This window comes from Tsuneonella suprasediminis (assembly GCF_003605755.1).
Classification (GTDB): Bacteria; Pseudomonadota; Alphaproteobacteria; order Sphingomonadales; family Sphingomonadaceae; genus Tsuneonella; species Tsuneonella suprasediminis.
On the sequence record NZ_RAHJ01000019.1, the window covers coordinates 37,964 to 53,197 of the forward strand.

At 62.3% G+C, this 15,234-nt stretch carries 14 protein-coding genes; 3 read left to right on the forward strand and 11 right to left on the reverse strand.

The window, feature by feature from the left end:
• Positions 1–11 precede the first annotated feature (11 nt).
• The 8 genes from D6858_RS10075 to D6858_RS10110 all read right to left on the reverse strand — a co-directional run bounded on the left by D6858_RS10075 (position 12) and on the right by D6858_RS10110 (position 8,762).
• The gene (locus tag D6858_RS10075) at positions 12–257 is read right to left on the reverse strand and encodes a DUF1153 domain-containing protein (protein ID WP_120109800.1); all 246 of its coding nucleotides are present in this window, start codon (positions 255–257) and stop codon (positions 12–14) included.
• Positions 258–373: 116 nt separating this feature from the next.
• Positions 374–1,699 carry an O-antigen ligase family protein gene (locus D6858_RS10080; RefSeq protein ID WP_120109802.1) on the reverse strand — a complete coding sequence of 442 codons (1,326 nt, stop codon included), beginning with the start codon at positions 1,697–1,699 and terminating at the stop codon, positions 374–376.
• Positions 1,700–2,091: 392 nt separating this feature from the next.
• Complete coding sequence (locus D6858_RS10085; protein WP_120110662.1) at positions 2,092–2,346, reverse strand: ATP synthase F1 subunit epsilon; 255 nt, start codon at positions 2,344–2,346, stop codon at positions 2,092–2,094.
• A gap of 161 nt (positions 2,347–2,507) precedes the next feature.
• Entirely contained in the window at positions 2,508–3,965 is a 1,458-nt protein-coding gene (atpD, locus tag D6858_RS10090; protein WP_120110664.1) for a F0F1 ATP synthase subunit beta, read from the reverse strand.
• A gap of 22 nt (positions 3,966–3,987) precedes the next feature.
• Positions 3,988–4,857 carry a F0F1 ATP synthase subunit gamma gene (locus D6858_RS10095; protein ID WP_120109804.1) on the reverse strand — a complete coding sequence of 290 codons (870 nt, stop codon included), beginning with the start codon at positions 4,855–4,857 and terminating at the stop codon, positions 3,988–3,990.
• Between the two features lie 28 nt (positions 4,858–4,885).
• Positions 4,886–6,415, reverse strand: a complete 1,530-nt coding sequence (gene atpA / locus D6858_RS10100) for a F0F1 ATP synthase subunit alpha (protein ID WP_120109807.1) — start codon at positions 6,413–6,415, stop codon at positions 4,886–4,888.
• A 2-nt stretch (positions 6,416–6,417) separates the two neighbouring features.
• Positions 6,418–6,972, reverse strand: coding sequence for a F0F1 ATP synthase subunit delta (locus D6858_RS10105; RefSeq protein ID WP_120109810.1), 555 nt, complete (start codon positions 6,970–6,972; stop codon positions 6,418–6,420).
• 221 nt (positions 6,973–7,193) lie between these two features.
• Positions 7,194–8,762 (reverse strand): trypsin-like peptidase domain-containing protein, encoded by a 1,569-nt coding sequence (locus D6858_RS10110; RefSeq protein ID WP_120109813.1) that lies wholly within the window; start codon positions 8,760–8,762, stop codon positions 7,194–7,196.
• Positions 8,763–8,873: 111 nt separating this feature from the next.
• Between D6858_RS10110 and D6858_RS10115 the strand changes: the two genes are divergently transcribed.
• Together D6858_RS10115 and D6858_RS10120 are read left to right on the forward strand one after the other, a co-directional pair.
• Positions 8,874–9,914 (forward strand): bifunctional transcriptional activator/DNA repair enzyme AdaA, encoded by a 1,041-nt coding sequence (locus D6858_RS10115; RefSeq protein WP_120110666.1) that lies wholly within the window; start codon positions 8,874–8,876, stop codon positions 9,912–9,914.
• 306 nt (positions 9,915–10,220) lie between these two features.
• A complete protein-coding gene (locus D6858_RS10120; protein ID WP_120109815.1) occupies positions 10,221–11,153 on the forward strand; it encodes a CPBP family intramembrane glutamic endopeptidase in 933 nt (310 codons plus the stop codon).
• 67 nt (positions 11,154–11,220) lie between these two features.
• On the opposite strand, the gene D6858_RS10125 is transcribed toward D6858_RS10120, so the two are convergent.
• On the reverse strand, positions 11,221–11,850 hold the full coding sequence (locus tag D6858_RS10125; protein ID WP_120109817.1) for a glutathione S-transferase family protein: 630 nt from the start codon (positions 11,848–11,850) through the stop codon (positions 11,221–11,223).
• A 64-nt stretch (positions 11,851–11,914) separates the two neighbouring features.
• On the reverse strand, positions 11,915–12,511 hold the full coding sequence (locus D6858_RS10130; protein ID WP_120109820.1) for an FMN-dependent NADH-azoreductase: 597 nt from the start codon (positions 12,509–12,511) through the stop codon (positions 11,915–11,917).
• Positions 12,512–12,551: 40 nt separating this feature from the next.
• Here D6858_RS10130 and D6858_RS10135 point away from each other — a divergent pair, with 40 nt between their 5' ends.
• Positions 12,552–12,989, forward strand: a complete 438-nt coding sequence (locus tag D6858_RS10135; protein WP_225081623.1) for a winged helix-turn-helix transcriptional regulator — start codon at positions 12,552–12,554, stop codon at positions 12,987–12,989.
• A 45-nt stretch (positions 12,990–13,034) separates the two neighbouring features.
• Here D6858_RS10135 and D6858_RS10140 read toward each other — a convergent pair whose 3' ends face one another.
• Positions 13,035–15,200 carry a primosomal protein N' gene (locus D6858_RS10140; protein ID WP_120110671.1) on the reverse strand — a complete coding sequence of 722 codons (2,166 nt, stop codon included), beginning with the start codon at positions 15,198–15,200 and terminating at the stop codon, positions 13,035–13,037.
• Between the last annotated feature and the right edge of the window lie 34 nt (positions 15,201–15,234).

Here is a 15,234-nt window from a genome sequence, read left to right on the forward strand (position 1 = left end):
GCGCGCGCGGATCAGGCGTCTGCCGTTTCGCGGGTTTCCGTCGCTTTGGCTGCTTCGCCAAACCGTTCTTCCCATTCGCGAAATTCGGTGCGGCTTAGCAAGTAACGTTCGCTAGCTTCATCGAAGCTGATAACCTCTTCGCGAACGGCGCGCACGACATCGGCTTTGCGGTTGTCGGACCAGTGCACGCGGTGCGATTTGGGTAAACCGGCGCGCTTGATCGCCTCTGCCACGGTGCTGTTATAGGGGTAAGCCATACTTCAATCTCCATCTGCCCCCTTGCGTCGCGCACATATTCGGCGCCGAAGGCTAATGGTGACCTGCGAAGAATGGTTTAGCTTATTTTCACCATACGGAACGAACCGATTGTGCGTCAGGCTGATTGGGTGTGGTTTGCAATGACAGCGGAATTTGCTTCGGACTGCTGTGGCGCCCGATCGGCGGCAAGCACCACGAGCGCCAGCACGACTATGCTGGTGGGGTAGGTGTAAAACAGGTTACCATCCATCATGGCCATGCCAACCTGCCCGACGATTAGGGAAAGAGCCGCGATGGCTTCAGTGCGGCGACTGGCGATTGACGGGACCATCCGCCGTATCGCGGGCCAGATCATCAGGAGTACGGCACCCGTCCCAACTATTCCCCATTGATACAGAAACTGCAGTACGAAATTATGCGGTTGGGCAATGCCACCAGCCAGATCGCCAATGTCCGCTTTGAACATTCCCATTCCATGACCGAACAGCGGCTTGTCCAGAATATGGCTGAGTGTGTCTTGCCAGATTGTCCACCTGCTGGACGAATAGTGTTCTAGGCCCTGATCGATATCGGCCATGCGCCCGAAGATTCGCATGATGCCCCACTGTGGGTGCGGTGGAACCCAGATCATGGAAAGCAGCGCTCCTCCGGCCACCGCCCCCGATGCGATGGCCATGGATCGCAAACGACGGCCAGAGGATGTTACGAGCACCAGCAGTACGATAGACAGCAGCAGCCCGATTGTGCCCGCACGGCTACCGCACCAGAACACCATCGCTATCCCGATAATCGCGACTGCCGCGAAGATTGCAGATGTCGTAGCGCGTGCGCGCGTGTCTGGCAGGTGGATCGCGAATGCCAGACCTCCACAGGCAGCGGTGAGGCCGTAGAATGCCAGTTGCCGAACATTGGAAACCCCCGCGCCGATGGTGATCCAGTCATAATCCGGATCGTGACGAACCGACAGGAGGAGGCCGTAAGCTGTAACGCAATAGAGAGCTGCCCCGACAGCGGCGGCCATCAGCAGACAATCGCCCCTGCCTTGCCAGATAGAGTTCAGCCGATCCGACAGGCCGAGTGCAAGCATGGCGTGAAGCACCGATATGAGGAACAGGCAGAGCGCCAGAACGGGCTGTTCTGCAACGACAGTGGCAACCACCAGTCCCGATACCAGCCAGACCGCGGCGCCCAGTCGCGTGGTGAAGGCCAGACGGGGCCAGGCTGCGGTTGCTGAATACCCAGCAGCCATCGCCAGAAATACGATCGCCAGTTCGGCTACGGTGACCGGTATCGCCAGTCCGAACATGACGCTTGGTTTATCGGGCGGCGGAAATGTCAGCAGCGCGAACAGACTTGGCGAAAGGATGAGCGCGGTGACAACGAGGCGAAACGCAATCGCGCCGCGTGCTCTGTCGCTGTCGCTCAATCGATTGATATCCATTGCCGCCCCCGCCGAATTGGCAGAAGTTATGCCGGGCGGGTTGAGGACCGGCAACGTCCAATTATGGGTTGTGTAAGAATGACGCCGTACGGGTGGGGTAAGATCTATGCCCTGAAACCCGATACTTATGGAGGGTGGACGCGCATTTACGCGTCAATTGGCTCAACCCGACATGGCTGGGACAATTGCAGCCCGGATCATGTCGGGAAGAGCACGTGCCTCATCCGTGTGGACTCAGGGCCATCGGGTGGGAACCGTACGCTCGTATATTGCGGCCGGGTGATCGGGCCGGACGGTCGGCCCAATGGCGAGACCTGTATGCAGGTGTGAGGACGTGGCCCCTCGCGCTATCCTGAAGCCAGCGCAATCTACTGGCGATGCAATCAGTGCAATCAGTCTTCGACGTGTTCTGCCAGCACGGTCAGACCATTTTCACCGACTTCAGCGAATCCGCCGCGGACCTGAATTTCCACCGGTGTCGCGCCATCGGTGGCATAGATCTTCACTGCGCCGTCGCGCACGGTCGACATGAGCGGCGCATGGCCTTCGAGCACACCGAAATCGCCTTCCGCACCGGGCACGACGACCATATAGACATCTTCCGAACGGACCAGCTTGGCCGGTGTGACGAGTTCGAAGTGAAGCATCGGCATGTTCCCCTCCACTTGTCGGAGGGCCTCTAAACTTCCCTCCAGCGTGGCGCAGGAGGGCTTGGGGGAGGGCCTCTGTTTTAAACCGGGAAGAGGGCGGCCCAACAGACCCTCTCCTGCCGCCCCCTCCCACACGATGCGGGAAGGGGCAGGGAGGATTAGGCTTCTTCAGCCAGCTTCTTGGCCTTTTCAACGGCTTCGTCGATGCCGCCGACCATGTAGAAAGCTGCTTCCGGCAGGTGGTCGTACTCACCGTCGACCACGGCCTTGAACGACTTCACCGTGTCTTCGAGCTGGACGAACTTGCCCGGAATGTTGGTGAACACTTCGGCCACGTGGAACGGCTGAGACAGGAAGCGCTGAATCTTGCGCGCACGGGCGACAGTCAGCTTATCTTCTTCGCTCAGTTCGTCCATCCCAAGAATGGCGATGATGTCCTGCAAGCTCTTGTACTTCTGCAGAATTTCCTGAACGCGGCGAGCCGTTTCGTAGTGTTCGGTACCCACGACGCGCGGTTCGAGAACGCGGCTGGTCGAATCGAGCGGGTCCACCGCCGGATAGATGCCGAGTTCCGAAATCGCACGGCTGAGCGTGGTCGTCGCATCAAGGTGAGCGAACGAGGTTGCCGGAGCCGGGTCGGTAAGGTCGTCCGCCGGGACGTAAATCGCCTGCACCGAGGTGATCGATCCCTTGGTAGTGGAGGTGATGCGTTCCTGCAGGTTGCCCATGTCGGTTGCCAGCGTCGGCTGATAGCCCACAGCCGACGGAATACGGCCAAGAAGCGCCGACACTTCCGAGCCCGCCTGCGTGAAGCGGAAAATGTTGTCGACGAAGAACAGCACGTCTTGCCCTTCCTGATCGCGGAAGTACTCGGCCATGGTCAGACCTGAGAGAGCGACGCGGGCGCGTGCCCCCGGCGGTTCGTTCATCTGACCGAACACGAGCGCCACCTTCGAACCATCGCTGGTCGGGTTGCCATCGGCATCCTTGGCGATAACGCCTGCGTCGAGGAATTCGTGGTAGAGGTCGTTACCTTCTCGGGTACGTTCACCCACACCGGCGAAGACCGACACGCCGCCGTGACCCTTCGCGATGTTGTTGATGAGTTCCTGAATAAGCACCGTCTTGCCGACGCCAGCGCCACCGAACAGGCCGATCTTGCCGCCCTTCGCATAAGGAGCGAGCAGGTCGATCACCTTGATGCCGGTGACGAGAATGCTGGCTTCGGTCGACTGGTCGATGAACAGCGGGGCTTCCGCGTGGATCGGGGCGGTCTGTTCCGCGCCGATCGGACCGCGTTCGTCGATCGCTTCGCCGACGACGTTCATGATACGGCCGAGAGTCTTGGGGCCGACCGGAACCGAAATCTGCGCGCCGGTGCTGATGACTTCCTGCCCACGGGTGAGGCCTTCGGTCGCATCCATCGCGATTGTGCGGACGGTGTTTTCACCGAGATGCTGGGCAACTTCGAGAACGAGCGTGTTTTCGCCGTTCTTGGTTTCCAGCGCGGTGAGAATTGCGGGCAGTTCGCCATCGAACTGGACGTCGACGACAGCGCCGATGACCTGGCTGATGGTGCCTTTGGTGGTCTGGTTGAGCACGGGTGCGGTGGCCATTGTTGCTTCCTTGCCTATGGTCTTAGAGCGCTTCCGCGCCAGCAATGATTTCAATCAGTTCGGTGGTAATCGCGGCCTGACGGCTGCGGTTGTACTGGATCGTCAGTTTGTTGATCAGGTCGCCTGCGTTGCGCGTGGCATTGTCCATCGCGGTCATCGATGCACCCTGCTCACTGGCTTCGCGTTCGAGCAGCGCGCCGAACAACTGCGTGCGGACATAGCGCGGCAGCAGTTCCTTGAGGATTTCTTCCTCATCCGGTTCATATTCGACAACCGCGCCGCTTTCCGAAGTGGTTTCGGGTGCAGGGACGGGGATCAACTGATGTATCGTGGGTTCCTGCGCGAGCGCGGACTGGAACACCGGGAACACGAGGTGCGCGACATCGAACTGGCCATTCTCGAACATATCGAGCAATTGCGCTGCGATCGCTTCGGCTTCGGGGAAGCCGGGGGTGCGCACTTCGCTGGTATCGTACCATTCGGCGATCGAATTGGCATAATCGCGCTTGATCGGCGCGCGCCCTTTCCGACCGACGAGGTAGAATTGGACCTGCTTGCCCTCTGCCAGCAGTTCCTTCGCCTTTAGCTTGGCGGCTTTCACCAGATTGGCGTTGAGACCGCCGCACAGGCCCTTGTCGGTGTTGACGAGCACCAGCAGGTGCCGCTGATCCGAACCGGTCCCAGCGAGCAGTTTGGGGGCACCGTCGCCCGAAACCTTGCCAGCGATTGAAGCCATGACCTTGCCCAGCCGTTCGGCATAAGGGCGCGCGGCCTCGGCAGCGGACTGCGCTTTACGCAGTTTCGCCGCCGCGACCATCTGCTTGGCCTTGGTGATCTTCTGGGTCGACTTGACCGAGTTGATCCGGCCTTTGAGTTCCTTCAGCGAGGCCATGATGGCTCCCTAGCTAGTCTCTTCAGGCTCAGGCGAATTGCTTGGCGAAAGCATCGAGCGCGGCGACAGTCTTGTCCTTGGTGCCGCCGTCGAACTTCTTGCTTTCACGAATTTCGGCAAGAACGTCCGCGTGCTGCGCGCGCATGTATGCCAGCATTTCGCCTTCGTATTCGGTCACGCGGTTGGTTTCGACGCTGTCGAGGTAACCGTTGGTGCCGGCGAAGATCGAAACCGTCTGTTCTTCGAACGGCATCGGGCTGAACTGCTTCTGCTTGAGAAGTTCGGTCAGGCGGGCACCGCGGTTGAGCAGGCGCTGCGTTGCCGGGTCGAGGTCCGAACCGAACTGAGCGAACGCCGCCATTTCACGGTATTGCGCCAGTTCCAGCTTGATCGAGCCGGATACGGTCTTCATCGCCTTGGTCTGTGCGGCACCGCCAACGCGGCTGACCGACAGGCCGACGTTAATCGCAGGGCGGATACCCTGGAAGAACAGGTTGGTTTCGAGGAAGATCTGGCCGTCGGTGATCGAAATCACGTTGGTCGGAATGTAGGCCGACACGTCGCCTGCCTGCGTTTCGATGATCGGCAGAGCGGTCAGCGAACCGCCGCCGTTGGCATCACTCATCTTCGCGGCGCGTTCGAGCAGACGGCTGTGCAGGTAGAACACGTCACCCGGATAGGCTTCGCGGCCCGGCGGGCGACGGAGCAGAAGCGACATCTGGCGGTAAGCCACGGCCTGCTTCGAAAGGTCGTCGTAAACGATCACGGCGTGCATACCGTTGTCGCGGAAGAATTCGCCCATCGCACAACCGGTGTAGGGTGCGAGATATTGCAGCGGGGCAGGCTCCGAAGCGGTTGCGGCGACCACGATCGAATATTCCATCGCGCCGTTTTCTTCGAGCTGGCGGACGATCTGCGCCACGGTCGAACGCTTCTGACCGACGGCGACATAGATGCAGTACAGCTTCTTGCCTTCGTCGTCGCCCGCGTTGACTTCCTTCTGGTTGATGAAGGTGTCGATGGCGACAGCGGTCTTGCCGGTCTGACGGTCACCGATGATCAGTTCGCGCTGGCCACGGCCGACAGGAACGAGGGCATCGATGGCCTTGAGGCCAGTTTGAACCGGTTCGTTCACCGACTGACGCGGGATGATGCCCGGGGCCTTCACTTCGACGCGGCTACGTTCGGTCGCTTCGATCGGGCCCTTGCCATCGATCGGGTTGCCCAGAGCATCGACCACGCGGCCCAGCAGACCCTTGCCCACGGGCACGTCCACGATGGTGCCGGTGCGCTTGACGCTGTCGCCTTCCTTGATTTCGGCGTCGGAGCCGAAAATCACGACGCCGACGTTGTCGGCTTCGAGGTTGAGGGCCATGCCCTGCACCCCGTTGGCGAATTCGACCATTTCACCGGCCTGAACCTTGTCCAGACCATGAATGCGGGCGATGCCGTCACCGACGGACAGCACGCTGCCGACTTCCGAGACTTCTGCATCGGTGCCGAAGTTGGCGATCTGGTCTTTAATGACCTTGGAGATTTCTGCGGCGCGGATTTCCATGATTAGCCTTTCATGGCCTGTGCAAGTGAGTTGAGACGGGTACGAAGCGAGCCATCGATTCGCTGAGAACCGATGGTGACCACGAGGCCGCCGAGCAAGTCGGGATCTACACTGGTCGAAATCTTGACGGTACGACCTTCGCGCGCGGTCAGCTTCTGTTTGAGCTGATCGATCTGTGCGTCGGTCAGAGTGTGAGCGCTGGTCACTTCCGCGTTCACTTCGCCACGCTGCGCGGCGGCGATCGAGCGAAACGCTCCGATCATCGCGGGCAGGGAAGCGAGGCGGCGGTTGTTCGCCAGCACACCGAGGAATTTCCCGGTCAGATCGGACAGGCCGAGCACTTTGGCGACGCCTTCGATAGCGGCACCCTGCTGGCGGCGGCTGAGTTCGGGATTGGTCGTCAGCGCGCGGAGTTCGACCGATTCGGTCAGCGCGGCGCTGAGCGTATCGAGATCCGATTCGACGGCAGATACCGTGCCCGCCTCGCTCGCAAGGTCGAACAAAGCCGAAGCGTAGCGCCCTGGCAGGCTAGCCTGAATACCGGCGGAAGTTTCCACTCGTCGTCGTCCTCTAAGGGTCGGAAAGGAATGTTTAACAGCCGCGCCGTTGGGTGGGCGACTGTTATGCTGCCCCGGCTTAGCTGGCGCGCCCCTATCATCGGGTTTGCCGGGATGCAACCTGACTGACGCATTGATCTTTATGGGTGTGGATAGCGCAAGCAGTTTTGCACGCTATCCGATGACGCACTCGGAATGGCGGATAGACGAATTGGCCAGGCCTATCCCCCTGCTTTCGGTTTGCACGAATAGACAAGGCGTTCGTTTGGCTGACTCGTCAGTAAAGAGACTACGCCCGACTGCATTTCGCCCAGTCTGCTGGCCGCGCTGGCCGCGCCACAGGCAGGCGCGGTATATTTGCCGCGCGCCGCCCGCGCCGCTGCCATTGCCGATTGAGACAGGGGATAGCGGTCGGTACGGAAAGTGCGCGAATCCGGGTCGTAGGAATTGACCGAGACCGAATCTTCGTCGTTCGGCACGAACAGGCGGCTCCATTTCCCGTCTGCGAAGCCATACTGCGTGCGATGGTTGACGCATCCGCTCTCGCTCCACGCGAAGGCCATGTCTTCCGGTGGCTGGCTGACGATGCGGCTGCGCCCCGGCTCTATCGTGCAGACAAGTTCCTGACCGCCGCCGTTTTTCGCGGCAGCGGCGTTTTCAGCCTCGCCACCCGAATCGTCGGCGTCACCACGCGCATTCATCGCTTCGGTCACTTTGCGGTCGATCGCGTCAAGGCCGGGGCGGGTGAACCAGATGGCCAGTGCGGTTACCGTTGCAGCGGCTGCCACTGCGCCATAGATTCGCATCCGCTTGCCACCATCGTCGCGATTGCGTGCGGCATATGCGGCAATTCCGGCACCGCATGCGATCAGCAGCAGTACCATCGCCAGCGCCATAGCGTTCTCCCGCTCGCTCATCACCGAAAGCTGCGCCTCCAGTTGAGCGCGTTCGCGGGCGGTGCGGTCGGCCTCTGCACGGGCGGCCAGTTGTGCACGGGCAGTGGCCTGTTCGGCCGCCATGCGCTCCCGCTCGGCCGCGTCGAGCTGTGCCATAGAGCGGCATGGCATGGCATTCACCGCAGGCGAGATACCGTTATCACGCAGGAACGGCAGCAGTTCGCGGTCGGATACAGCGAAGTAGAACTCCGCATCGGCGCCATCCGATTCGGCACCGAAGCTGTTGACCCCCAGCACACGTCCGCACGAATCGAGCAGCGGCCCGCCGGAGTTGCCGCGGGCGATCGGTGCGGTGTGCAGCACGGTGTCGAAATCGCGGGTAGGGCGGCTGCCGGAGATGAAGCCCCGGCTTTTCACCGGTTGCTGCGGCTTGAAGATGTCCCCGATGTCGAGCCCTTGCGCCCGGTCCACATTCATCGGAAAGCCGACGGCAGCTACTTCGTCTCCGTCGCTTGCCGGGTTGCCGGCGATGGTCAGCGGGGGCAGGCGCAGTCCATCGGTGATTTCGACCAGCGCCAGATCCTTGGCCGCGGCAACGGTCACGATGCGGGCGTAGGAGGCCCCGTCTCCATCGGGCGGAACCACGGCGATACGCAGTGTATCGTCCATCTGCGCCTGCCGCACGACATGGGCGTTGGTGACAATCCGCGTCGGCGTCACTGCGAAGCCGGTGCCGTGGCTGATCGGATAGACCTGATCCCCATCGGTGGCCATGATGACCACCCGGACCACTCCGCGGGCAGCGGCGGCGATGTCGGCCGGTTCGGCCTGCGCTGGGGCGGGCACGATGGCAAAGGCGCACAGCGCGGCGAGCAAGGCTAGTAAACGTCCCATTCGGCTGCGTTCTCTACGCCGGGCGGGGCTTTGACCGCAAGCGCCGGGATGTGCGCCGCTGTGGGATGCGCTATCTGGCCAGCAATGACGCGATATGCCACCACTCCGGCGATGACCGAACGCCCCCTGACCGACGACGAGGCATGGGCCGCCGTGCTGCGGCGCGACCGGGCGTTCGACGGGCAGTTCGTGACCGGCGTGCTGAGCACCGGTATTTACTGCCGCCCTTCGTGCGCGGCGCGCCATCCCCGGCGAGAGAACGTGCAGTTCTTCGCGACGCCATCCGAAGCGGAGGCGGCAGGGCTGCGTGCCTGCAAGCGGTGCAGTCCCAAAGACGTGGCGCGGGACGAACGCGCGGTGCTGGCTGCCATTGCTGCGATCAAGGCGGCAGAGGAACCACCTGCGCTGGCTGAACTGGCAGAGGCGGCGGGCTATTCCCCCACCCATTTTCAACGGGTGTTCACCCGTCACACCGGCCTGTCCCCCGCCGCCTATGCCCGTGCCTTGCGCGAAGAGCGGGCGCGGGCAGCGCTGAGCGATGAAGGCACAGTGACCGATGCGATCTATGCGGCGGGCTATTCCGCTCCGTCACGGTTCTACGATGAGACGAAAGGCAGGCTGGGCATGACCGCGAGCGCATGGGCCAATGGAGGCAAGGGGGCGACGATCCACTGGGCGGTGGTCGATACCACGCTGGGTAGTATGCTGGTCGCTGCCACTGACAAGGGCGTGTGCCGCCTGTCGTTCGACGAAGGGGAGGAGGCACTGCGCGCCCGCTTCCCCAAAGCCGATCTGGTGGAGGGTGGGGAGGCGTTTGCGGCCCTGCTGGCGCAGGTGGTGGCTTCGGTGGAAGCGCCTGCCAACGGCTTCGCGCATATCCCGCTCGATGTGAAGGGCACCGCTTTTCAGGAGGCCTGCTGGAAGGCACTGCGCGAGATACCGGCCGGAGAAACCCGGACATATGCCCAGATCGCGGCGGCAGCGGGAAATCCCAAGGCCGTGAGAGCAGCGGGCAGTGCCAATGCCCGTAACAACGTGGCCGTGCTGATTCCGTGCCACCGGGTGATCCGCACCGGGGGCGATCTGGGCGGTTATGCTTATGGCCTCGACATCAAGCGGGAACTGCTCCGGCGCGAAGAGGCTGGCGACTGATTGGCGCGTCGTTCAGCTATCGCAGATTGAGACTGAACAAGTGTTACACATGTTACACTGTCCTGGCGCAAAAAAGTCGGCTTCCGGTAAAGATGGAGCTGCCCGCTCTGCACACCGTTCGGAAACGGTTTTTTGAGCGGGCGGCACCGGCGGGGATATTGTTCGACAATCAGAAAGAGCGGGCCTGAAAAGGCGCCTGCTTTGTGCCTGTGACGGACGATGTAGGAAAGCCGGCTGAAGCCATCGGCTTTGTATCCGTCTGCTTTCCTAACTTGCCATGTCGGGGAACGCTGGCGATACGGAAGTATGACAACATCGTTTGATCCCGACTTCCTCCCCCGCCGCGCGCCACTATGGCGGCAGGTGATCGATTTCCCGCTTATCGCATTGCTGGTCAGCATGGTAGCGTTCGCGATCGTGTTCGGCGGGCTGACGTATCTTTTCACTATCATCGATCTGCCATTGTCCGAATCCGGCATGATGGCGTTTAATGCGTTGTTCGGGTCCGCCATTGCCATTGCGATATACAAGCTGGTCGTGCCGCGCATCGGGACCGAGCGGCGCGACTATCTCAGCTTTTCCGGCCTCACACCCTGGCGCTGGCTTTCCATCGGCACCGGTGGCGCGGCGGTGTTGATGACCGTGATTGTCGGGCTGATCGCATTGCTGGGCGGCTACACGGTTTCGGGCTTGGGTACCGCGCAATCGTGGCTGGAGATTGTTTTCGTGGCGGGCATTCAGGCGGCGGTTATCGAGGAGATCGCGTTTCGCGGCATCCTGTTCCGCTATCTGGAGGATCTGGGCGGAAGCTGGTTCGCGCTGGCCGCCACATCTGCCCTGTTCGGGTTTGCCCATATCGCAAACGACAATGCCACCTGGTTCAGCTCTCTGGCGATCGCGGTGGAGGCAGGGGTGATGCTGGGCGCGGCCTACATGCTGTCGCGTTCGCTGTGGCTGCCCATCGGGCTGCATTTCGGCTGGAACGTGACGCAGGGGCTGGTGTGGGATGTGCCAGTATCCGGCCATGCCGTCGATGGAATTGTCGAAGCGCATCCGGCCGGCCCGGCCCTGATTTCCGGCGGCGCATTCGGAGCGGAGGCATCGGTGATCGCGCTGATACTGGCGAGCGCGGTCGGAATATGGCTGGCGGCGAAGGCCGTGCGCGCAGGCCATATCGTGCGCCCGTGGTGGGTCCGGCGGCGGATGGCGATGCAGGAAGCGCAGGCGTCTCAGGCATAGGCACCCATAAACGGCCAGGCGGCGGTGCGTTGCGCGCTGTCACGGCCCGGCCGCCGGATGCGCTTTTTCAGTCGATCTTGGGCGTCATACCCGGTTCGCATCTGGCCATCGCCCGTTGATATGCCGGACGCTGTGCGATGCGCTGAAGGTAAGCCTTGATATTGGGATACCCATCGAGAGAGGTGTCCCCGAACATCCGCGAAGTGGTGAGGTTGAAGCCCATCATAATGTCAGCGGTGGTCAGCTGCGACCCGCCAAAGAATTCCGCCTCGCCCAGCCGTGCCTCCGCCAGCGCCCATGCCTTGGCCACTCGATCGCTCACGAATTCGGGCGTTGGCCCGCCCATTTGTGCCGCGACCAGCGCCATCATGCCGTTGGTCATGAAAGTGGCGTTGGCGAAGTGGAACCAGAACAGATGCCCGGCGAAATCGGCGCTGTCCGGCCCCGGCGATAACTTCGCCCCGCCATATTTGCGGTCGATATATTCGCAGATCGCCCCGCTTTCACCCAGAACCAGATCGCCATCGGTAATGACCGGAGCAATGCCCATCGGGTGCAGCGCCTTGTATTCCGGCGGGGCAAAATTGTTGTCCGACCTGCGGATATAGATCTTCAGCTTGTAGTCGAGCCCAAGCTCTTCGCACAGCCAGACGATACGCTCTGACTGCGATATCCGCAGGTGGTGGACGGTCAGCATGGTTTAATCTCCTCGATTGCCAGGCAGAGTTGGAGGCAATCGAGGAGAAGTCCAGCGCAAACGCTTACAACTCAGCAATCTGCTCTTTCGCGGACGCGAGGCCTTGTTCCACCGCTTCCGGGCCGAAACCGGCGTTGTTGACTGTCACGAAATGGAGGTCGGTGACGCCGATAAAGCCGAAGAAATCGCGCAGCAGGGTTTCCTGATGTTCGGCAGTGCCGCCCAGTTCGTAGGAGCCGCCACGGCTGGACGCGATCACGACTTTGCGGCCACCGGCCAGCCCTTCGACACCGTTTTCGCCATAGCGGAAGGTGAGGCGAGGCACACCAAGACGGTCGATCCATGATTTGAGCTGGCTGGGGATCGTGAAATTGTACATCGGCGCGCCGACGATCACGATATCGGACGCGAGAAATTCGTCGAGCACCGCGCGTTCTTCCGCGAACACGCTTTTCATTGCCGGGGTGTGCGTGTCTTCCGGCTGGCGGATCGCGCCGGTTCGCGCATCGTCGATATGCGGCAGCGGATCGGCCACCAGATCGCGCGTAACCAGTGTGGCGTTGGGATATTTCGCGGTGAAATGATCGGTCAGCGCCTGGGTCACCTGGCGGCTGATCGAATTTGCGCCAGTGGATGCGCTGTCGATTCGGAGGATTTGCATGAGAGGTCTTTCCAGTTACTGTCGGTTACCAGGAGGCCATATGGAAACCATGACTGCCCTCGCGCAAGAAGGCACCTTTTCGTCCGCTAGTTCCCCCGATGTTACCGCCCCTGCGGGTCGGCAGGCCGATCATACCGCCTGCCGGGCGGTGAACGACGTACTCAGCCGGGTGGGAGACAAATGGTCGATGCGGGTGGTGATGAACCTCGATGGTGGTTCCCTGCGGTTCAATGAATTGCGCCGGGCGATAGACGGCATTTCGCAGCGTATGCTGACTCGCACCCTGCGCGGGCTGGAGCGCGACGGGCTGGTCAACCGAACGGTAACGCCCAGCATTCCGCCGCGTGTCGATTATGCGCTGACTGCGCTGGGCCAGTCGCTGCGCGAACCGGTGCAGGCACTGGGGGATTGGGCGATGGCCAATCGCGCTGCGGTGGAAGATGCGCGCACCACGTTCGATGCGGGGTGTGATGAATGAGGTGACGAGATGAGGGGACTTGCGCTTCCCCCGCTTCCGCCTGCCTCACACGAAACTGTAGGGATCGATATCCACGCCGACCCGCACGCCTGAGGGGAAGGTCAGCGCACCCAACCAGTCGCGGATCACGTCCTGCACCTGAGCGGTGCGGCGGGCGTTGATGAGCAGGCGATAACGGTATCGCCCCCGCAGCAGCGATAGCGGCGCGGGCGCGGGACCGAGGATCGCGACATCGAGCAGGTTGGGGCGAGTGGCGCCGATGCGGTTGGCGGCCTCGCGCGCTTCGGCCTCGTCCTCACTCGATACGATGATCGCGGCCCACCGGCCGAATGGCGGCGCACCGGCATAGCGGCGGGCCTCGGTCTCGGCTTCGTAGAATGCATCGCGATCACCGGCAGCAAGTGCGGCGATCACCGGGGCATCGGGATGGCGCGTCTGAATCAGCACTTCGCCCGGTTTCGCCCCGCGCCCTGCACGGCCTGCCACCTGAGCGACTTGCTGATAAGTCCGCTCTGCCGCGCGCAAATCGCCGCCTTCAAGGCCCAGATCGGCATCGACCACGCCCACCAGCGTCAGTTCGGGGAAGTGGAACCCTTTGGTCACCAGCTGCGTGCCAACGATCACGTCGATCGCGCCACTTTCCGCCGCCGCGACGAAGGCGGCGGCCTTTTCGGGAGTATTGAGCGTGTCGCTGGTCGCCACCGCTACCCGTGCCTCAGGCAAGGTTGCCGCGACTTCGTCTGCGATCCGTTCCACGCCGGGGCCACATGCGACGAGGCAATCTTTCTCACCGCATTCAGGGCAGGCGTCGGGCGGTGTCGTTTCGTGGCCGCAGTGATGGCAGGCGAGCCGATGCGATAACCGGTGTTCCACCAGCCAGGCGGAGCAGTTGGGACACTGAAACCGATGGCCGCAATTGCGACACAGGGTCAGTGGGGCAAAGCCCCGGCGGTTGAGGAACAGCAGCGACTGTTCTCCCCGCGCCATTCGCGCCTGCATCGCCTCCACCAGCGGAGGGGCGAGCCAGCGGCCGCGTTCGGGCGGCTCTTCGGTCAGGTTGATCGTCGTGATCGCAGGCAGCGTTGCCCCGCCATAACGGCTTTCCAGATCGAGTTTTTCATATGTCCCCGCCGCCGCCATTTGCAGGCTTTCGAGCGCCGGGGTGGCGCTGGCGAGGATGACAGGAATCCGTTCGAACCGGGCGCGCATTACCGCGACGTCGCGCGCGTTGTAACGCACTCCTTCATCCTGTTTGAAACTGGTTTCGTGCGCTTCGTCCACCACGATCAGGCCCAGTTGTGCGTAAGGCAGGAACAATGCGGATCGCGCGCCGACCACCACTTGCGCCTCTCCGCTGGCGATGGCCCGCCATCCGCGCCGTCGCTCGGTCGATTTGAGTGAGCTGTGCCACAACACCGGCGCGGCGCCGAAACGGTCTTCGAACCGGCGCAGGAATGCTTCGGTCAGCGCGATTTCGGGCAGCAGCACCAGCGTTTGCCGCCCGGCACGGATCGCGGCTGCAATCGCTTCGAAATAGGTTTCGGTCTTGCCCGACCCGGTCACGCCATCGAGCAGGAAGGGGGCAAAGCGATGCTCCTCCACCGCTGCGACAAAGCGATCCGCCACGTCCTGCTGAGCATCGTTCAGCACTGGCTCGGCAAAGTCGGCACTTGCCGGAGGGTAGGGGCGGTCGCAATCGACCGCTACCGGCTCCAGCACACCTTGATTGACCAGCCCGCGCAACACACCTTCGCTGACATCGGACAGGCCCGCCAGCTCGCGGATAGTCGCCTGCTCACCCTCAAGCGCGGCCATTGCCCTTTCGCGCTGGGGCGTCATCCGTTCGGGCATGCCGCCCGACAGGCGATATTCCGTCATCGTCGCCGGGCCTTTGAGCGCGCCGCCGCTCGACAGCACCATACGTGCGACCGACGCCAGAGAGGCGCAGTAGTAATCCGCCGTCCATTCGATCAGCCGCCGCAGTTCGGCGCGCAGCGGCGGGACCGGCAAAACCTCCACCAGCGGGCGCAGGCGCGCGTCCGGAACCCGTTGTGAGGGCAGGCGTTCTTCCTCCCACACGACTCCGATGACCTGACGCGGGCCGAGTGGAGCCAGCACGACCGAACCCGGCACGACCACCATGCCATCGGGCACGCGATAGTCGAGCGGGCCAAGTGCGGCATTCAGCATCAGGAGTCGGGCGCGGTTCATATCTGCCCATACATATGGGCGTTGCCGGGGTGGA

Excerpts from the sequence above, each read along its gene's own strand:
- D6858_RS10075 (WP_120109800.1), bottom strand. The coding sequence starts at position 257 with ATGGCTTACCCCTATAACAGCACCGTGGCAGAGGCGATCAAGCGCGCC.
- D6858_RS10080 (WP_120109802.1), bottom strand. The coding sequence starts at position 1,699 with ATGGATATCAATCGATTGAGCGACAGCGACAGAGCACGCGGCGCGATT.
- D6858_RS10085 (WP_120110662.1), bottom strand. The coding sequence starts at position 2,346 with ATGCTTCACTTCGAACTCGTCACACCGGCCAAGCTGGTCCGTTCGGAA.
- atpD (WP_120110664.1), bottom strand. The coding sequence starts at position 3,965 with ATGGCCACCGCACCCGTGCTCAACCAGACCACCAAAGGCACCATCAGC.
- D6858_RS10095 (WP_120109804.1), bottom strand. The coding sequence starts at position 4,857 with ATGGCCTCGCTGAAGGAACTCAAAGGCCGGATCAACTCGGTCAAGTCG.
- atpA (WP_120109807.1), bottom strand. The coding sequence starts at position 6,415 with ATGGAAATCCGCGCCGCAGAAATCTCCAAGGTCATTAAAGACCAGATC.
- D6858_RS10110 (WP_120109813.1), bottom strand. The coding sequence starts at position 8,762 with ATGGGACGTTTACTAGCCTTGCTCGCCGCGCTGTGCGCCTTTGCCATC.
- D6858_RS10115 (WP_120110666.1), top strand. The coding sequence starts at position 8,874 with ATGACCGAACGCCCCCTGACCGACGACGAGGCATGGGCCGCCGTGCTG.
- D6858_RS10120 (WP_120109815.1), top strand. The coding sequence starts at position 10,221 with ATGACAACATCGTTTGATCCCGACTTCCTCCCCCGCCGCGCGCCACTA.
- D6858_RS10125 (WP_120109817.1), bottom strand. The coding sequence starts at position 11,850 with ATGCTGACCGTCCACCACCTGCGGATATCGCAGTCAGAGCGTATCGTC.
- D6858_RS10130 (WP_120109820.1), bottom strand. The coding sequence starts at position 12,511 with ATGCAAATCCTCCGAATCGACAGCGCATCCACTGGCGCAAATTCGATC.
- D6858_RS10135 (WP_225081623.1), top strand. The coding sequence starts at position 12,552 with ATGGAAACCATGACTGCCCTCGCGCAAGAAGGCACCTTTTCGTCCGCT.
- D6858_RS10140 (WP_120110671.1), bottom strand. The coding sequence starts at position 15,200 with ATGAACCGCGCCCGACTCCTGATGCTGAATGCCGCACTTGGCCCGCTC.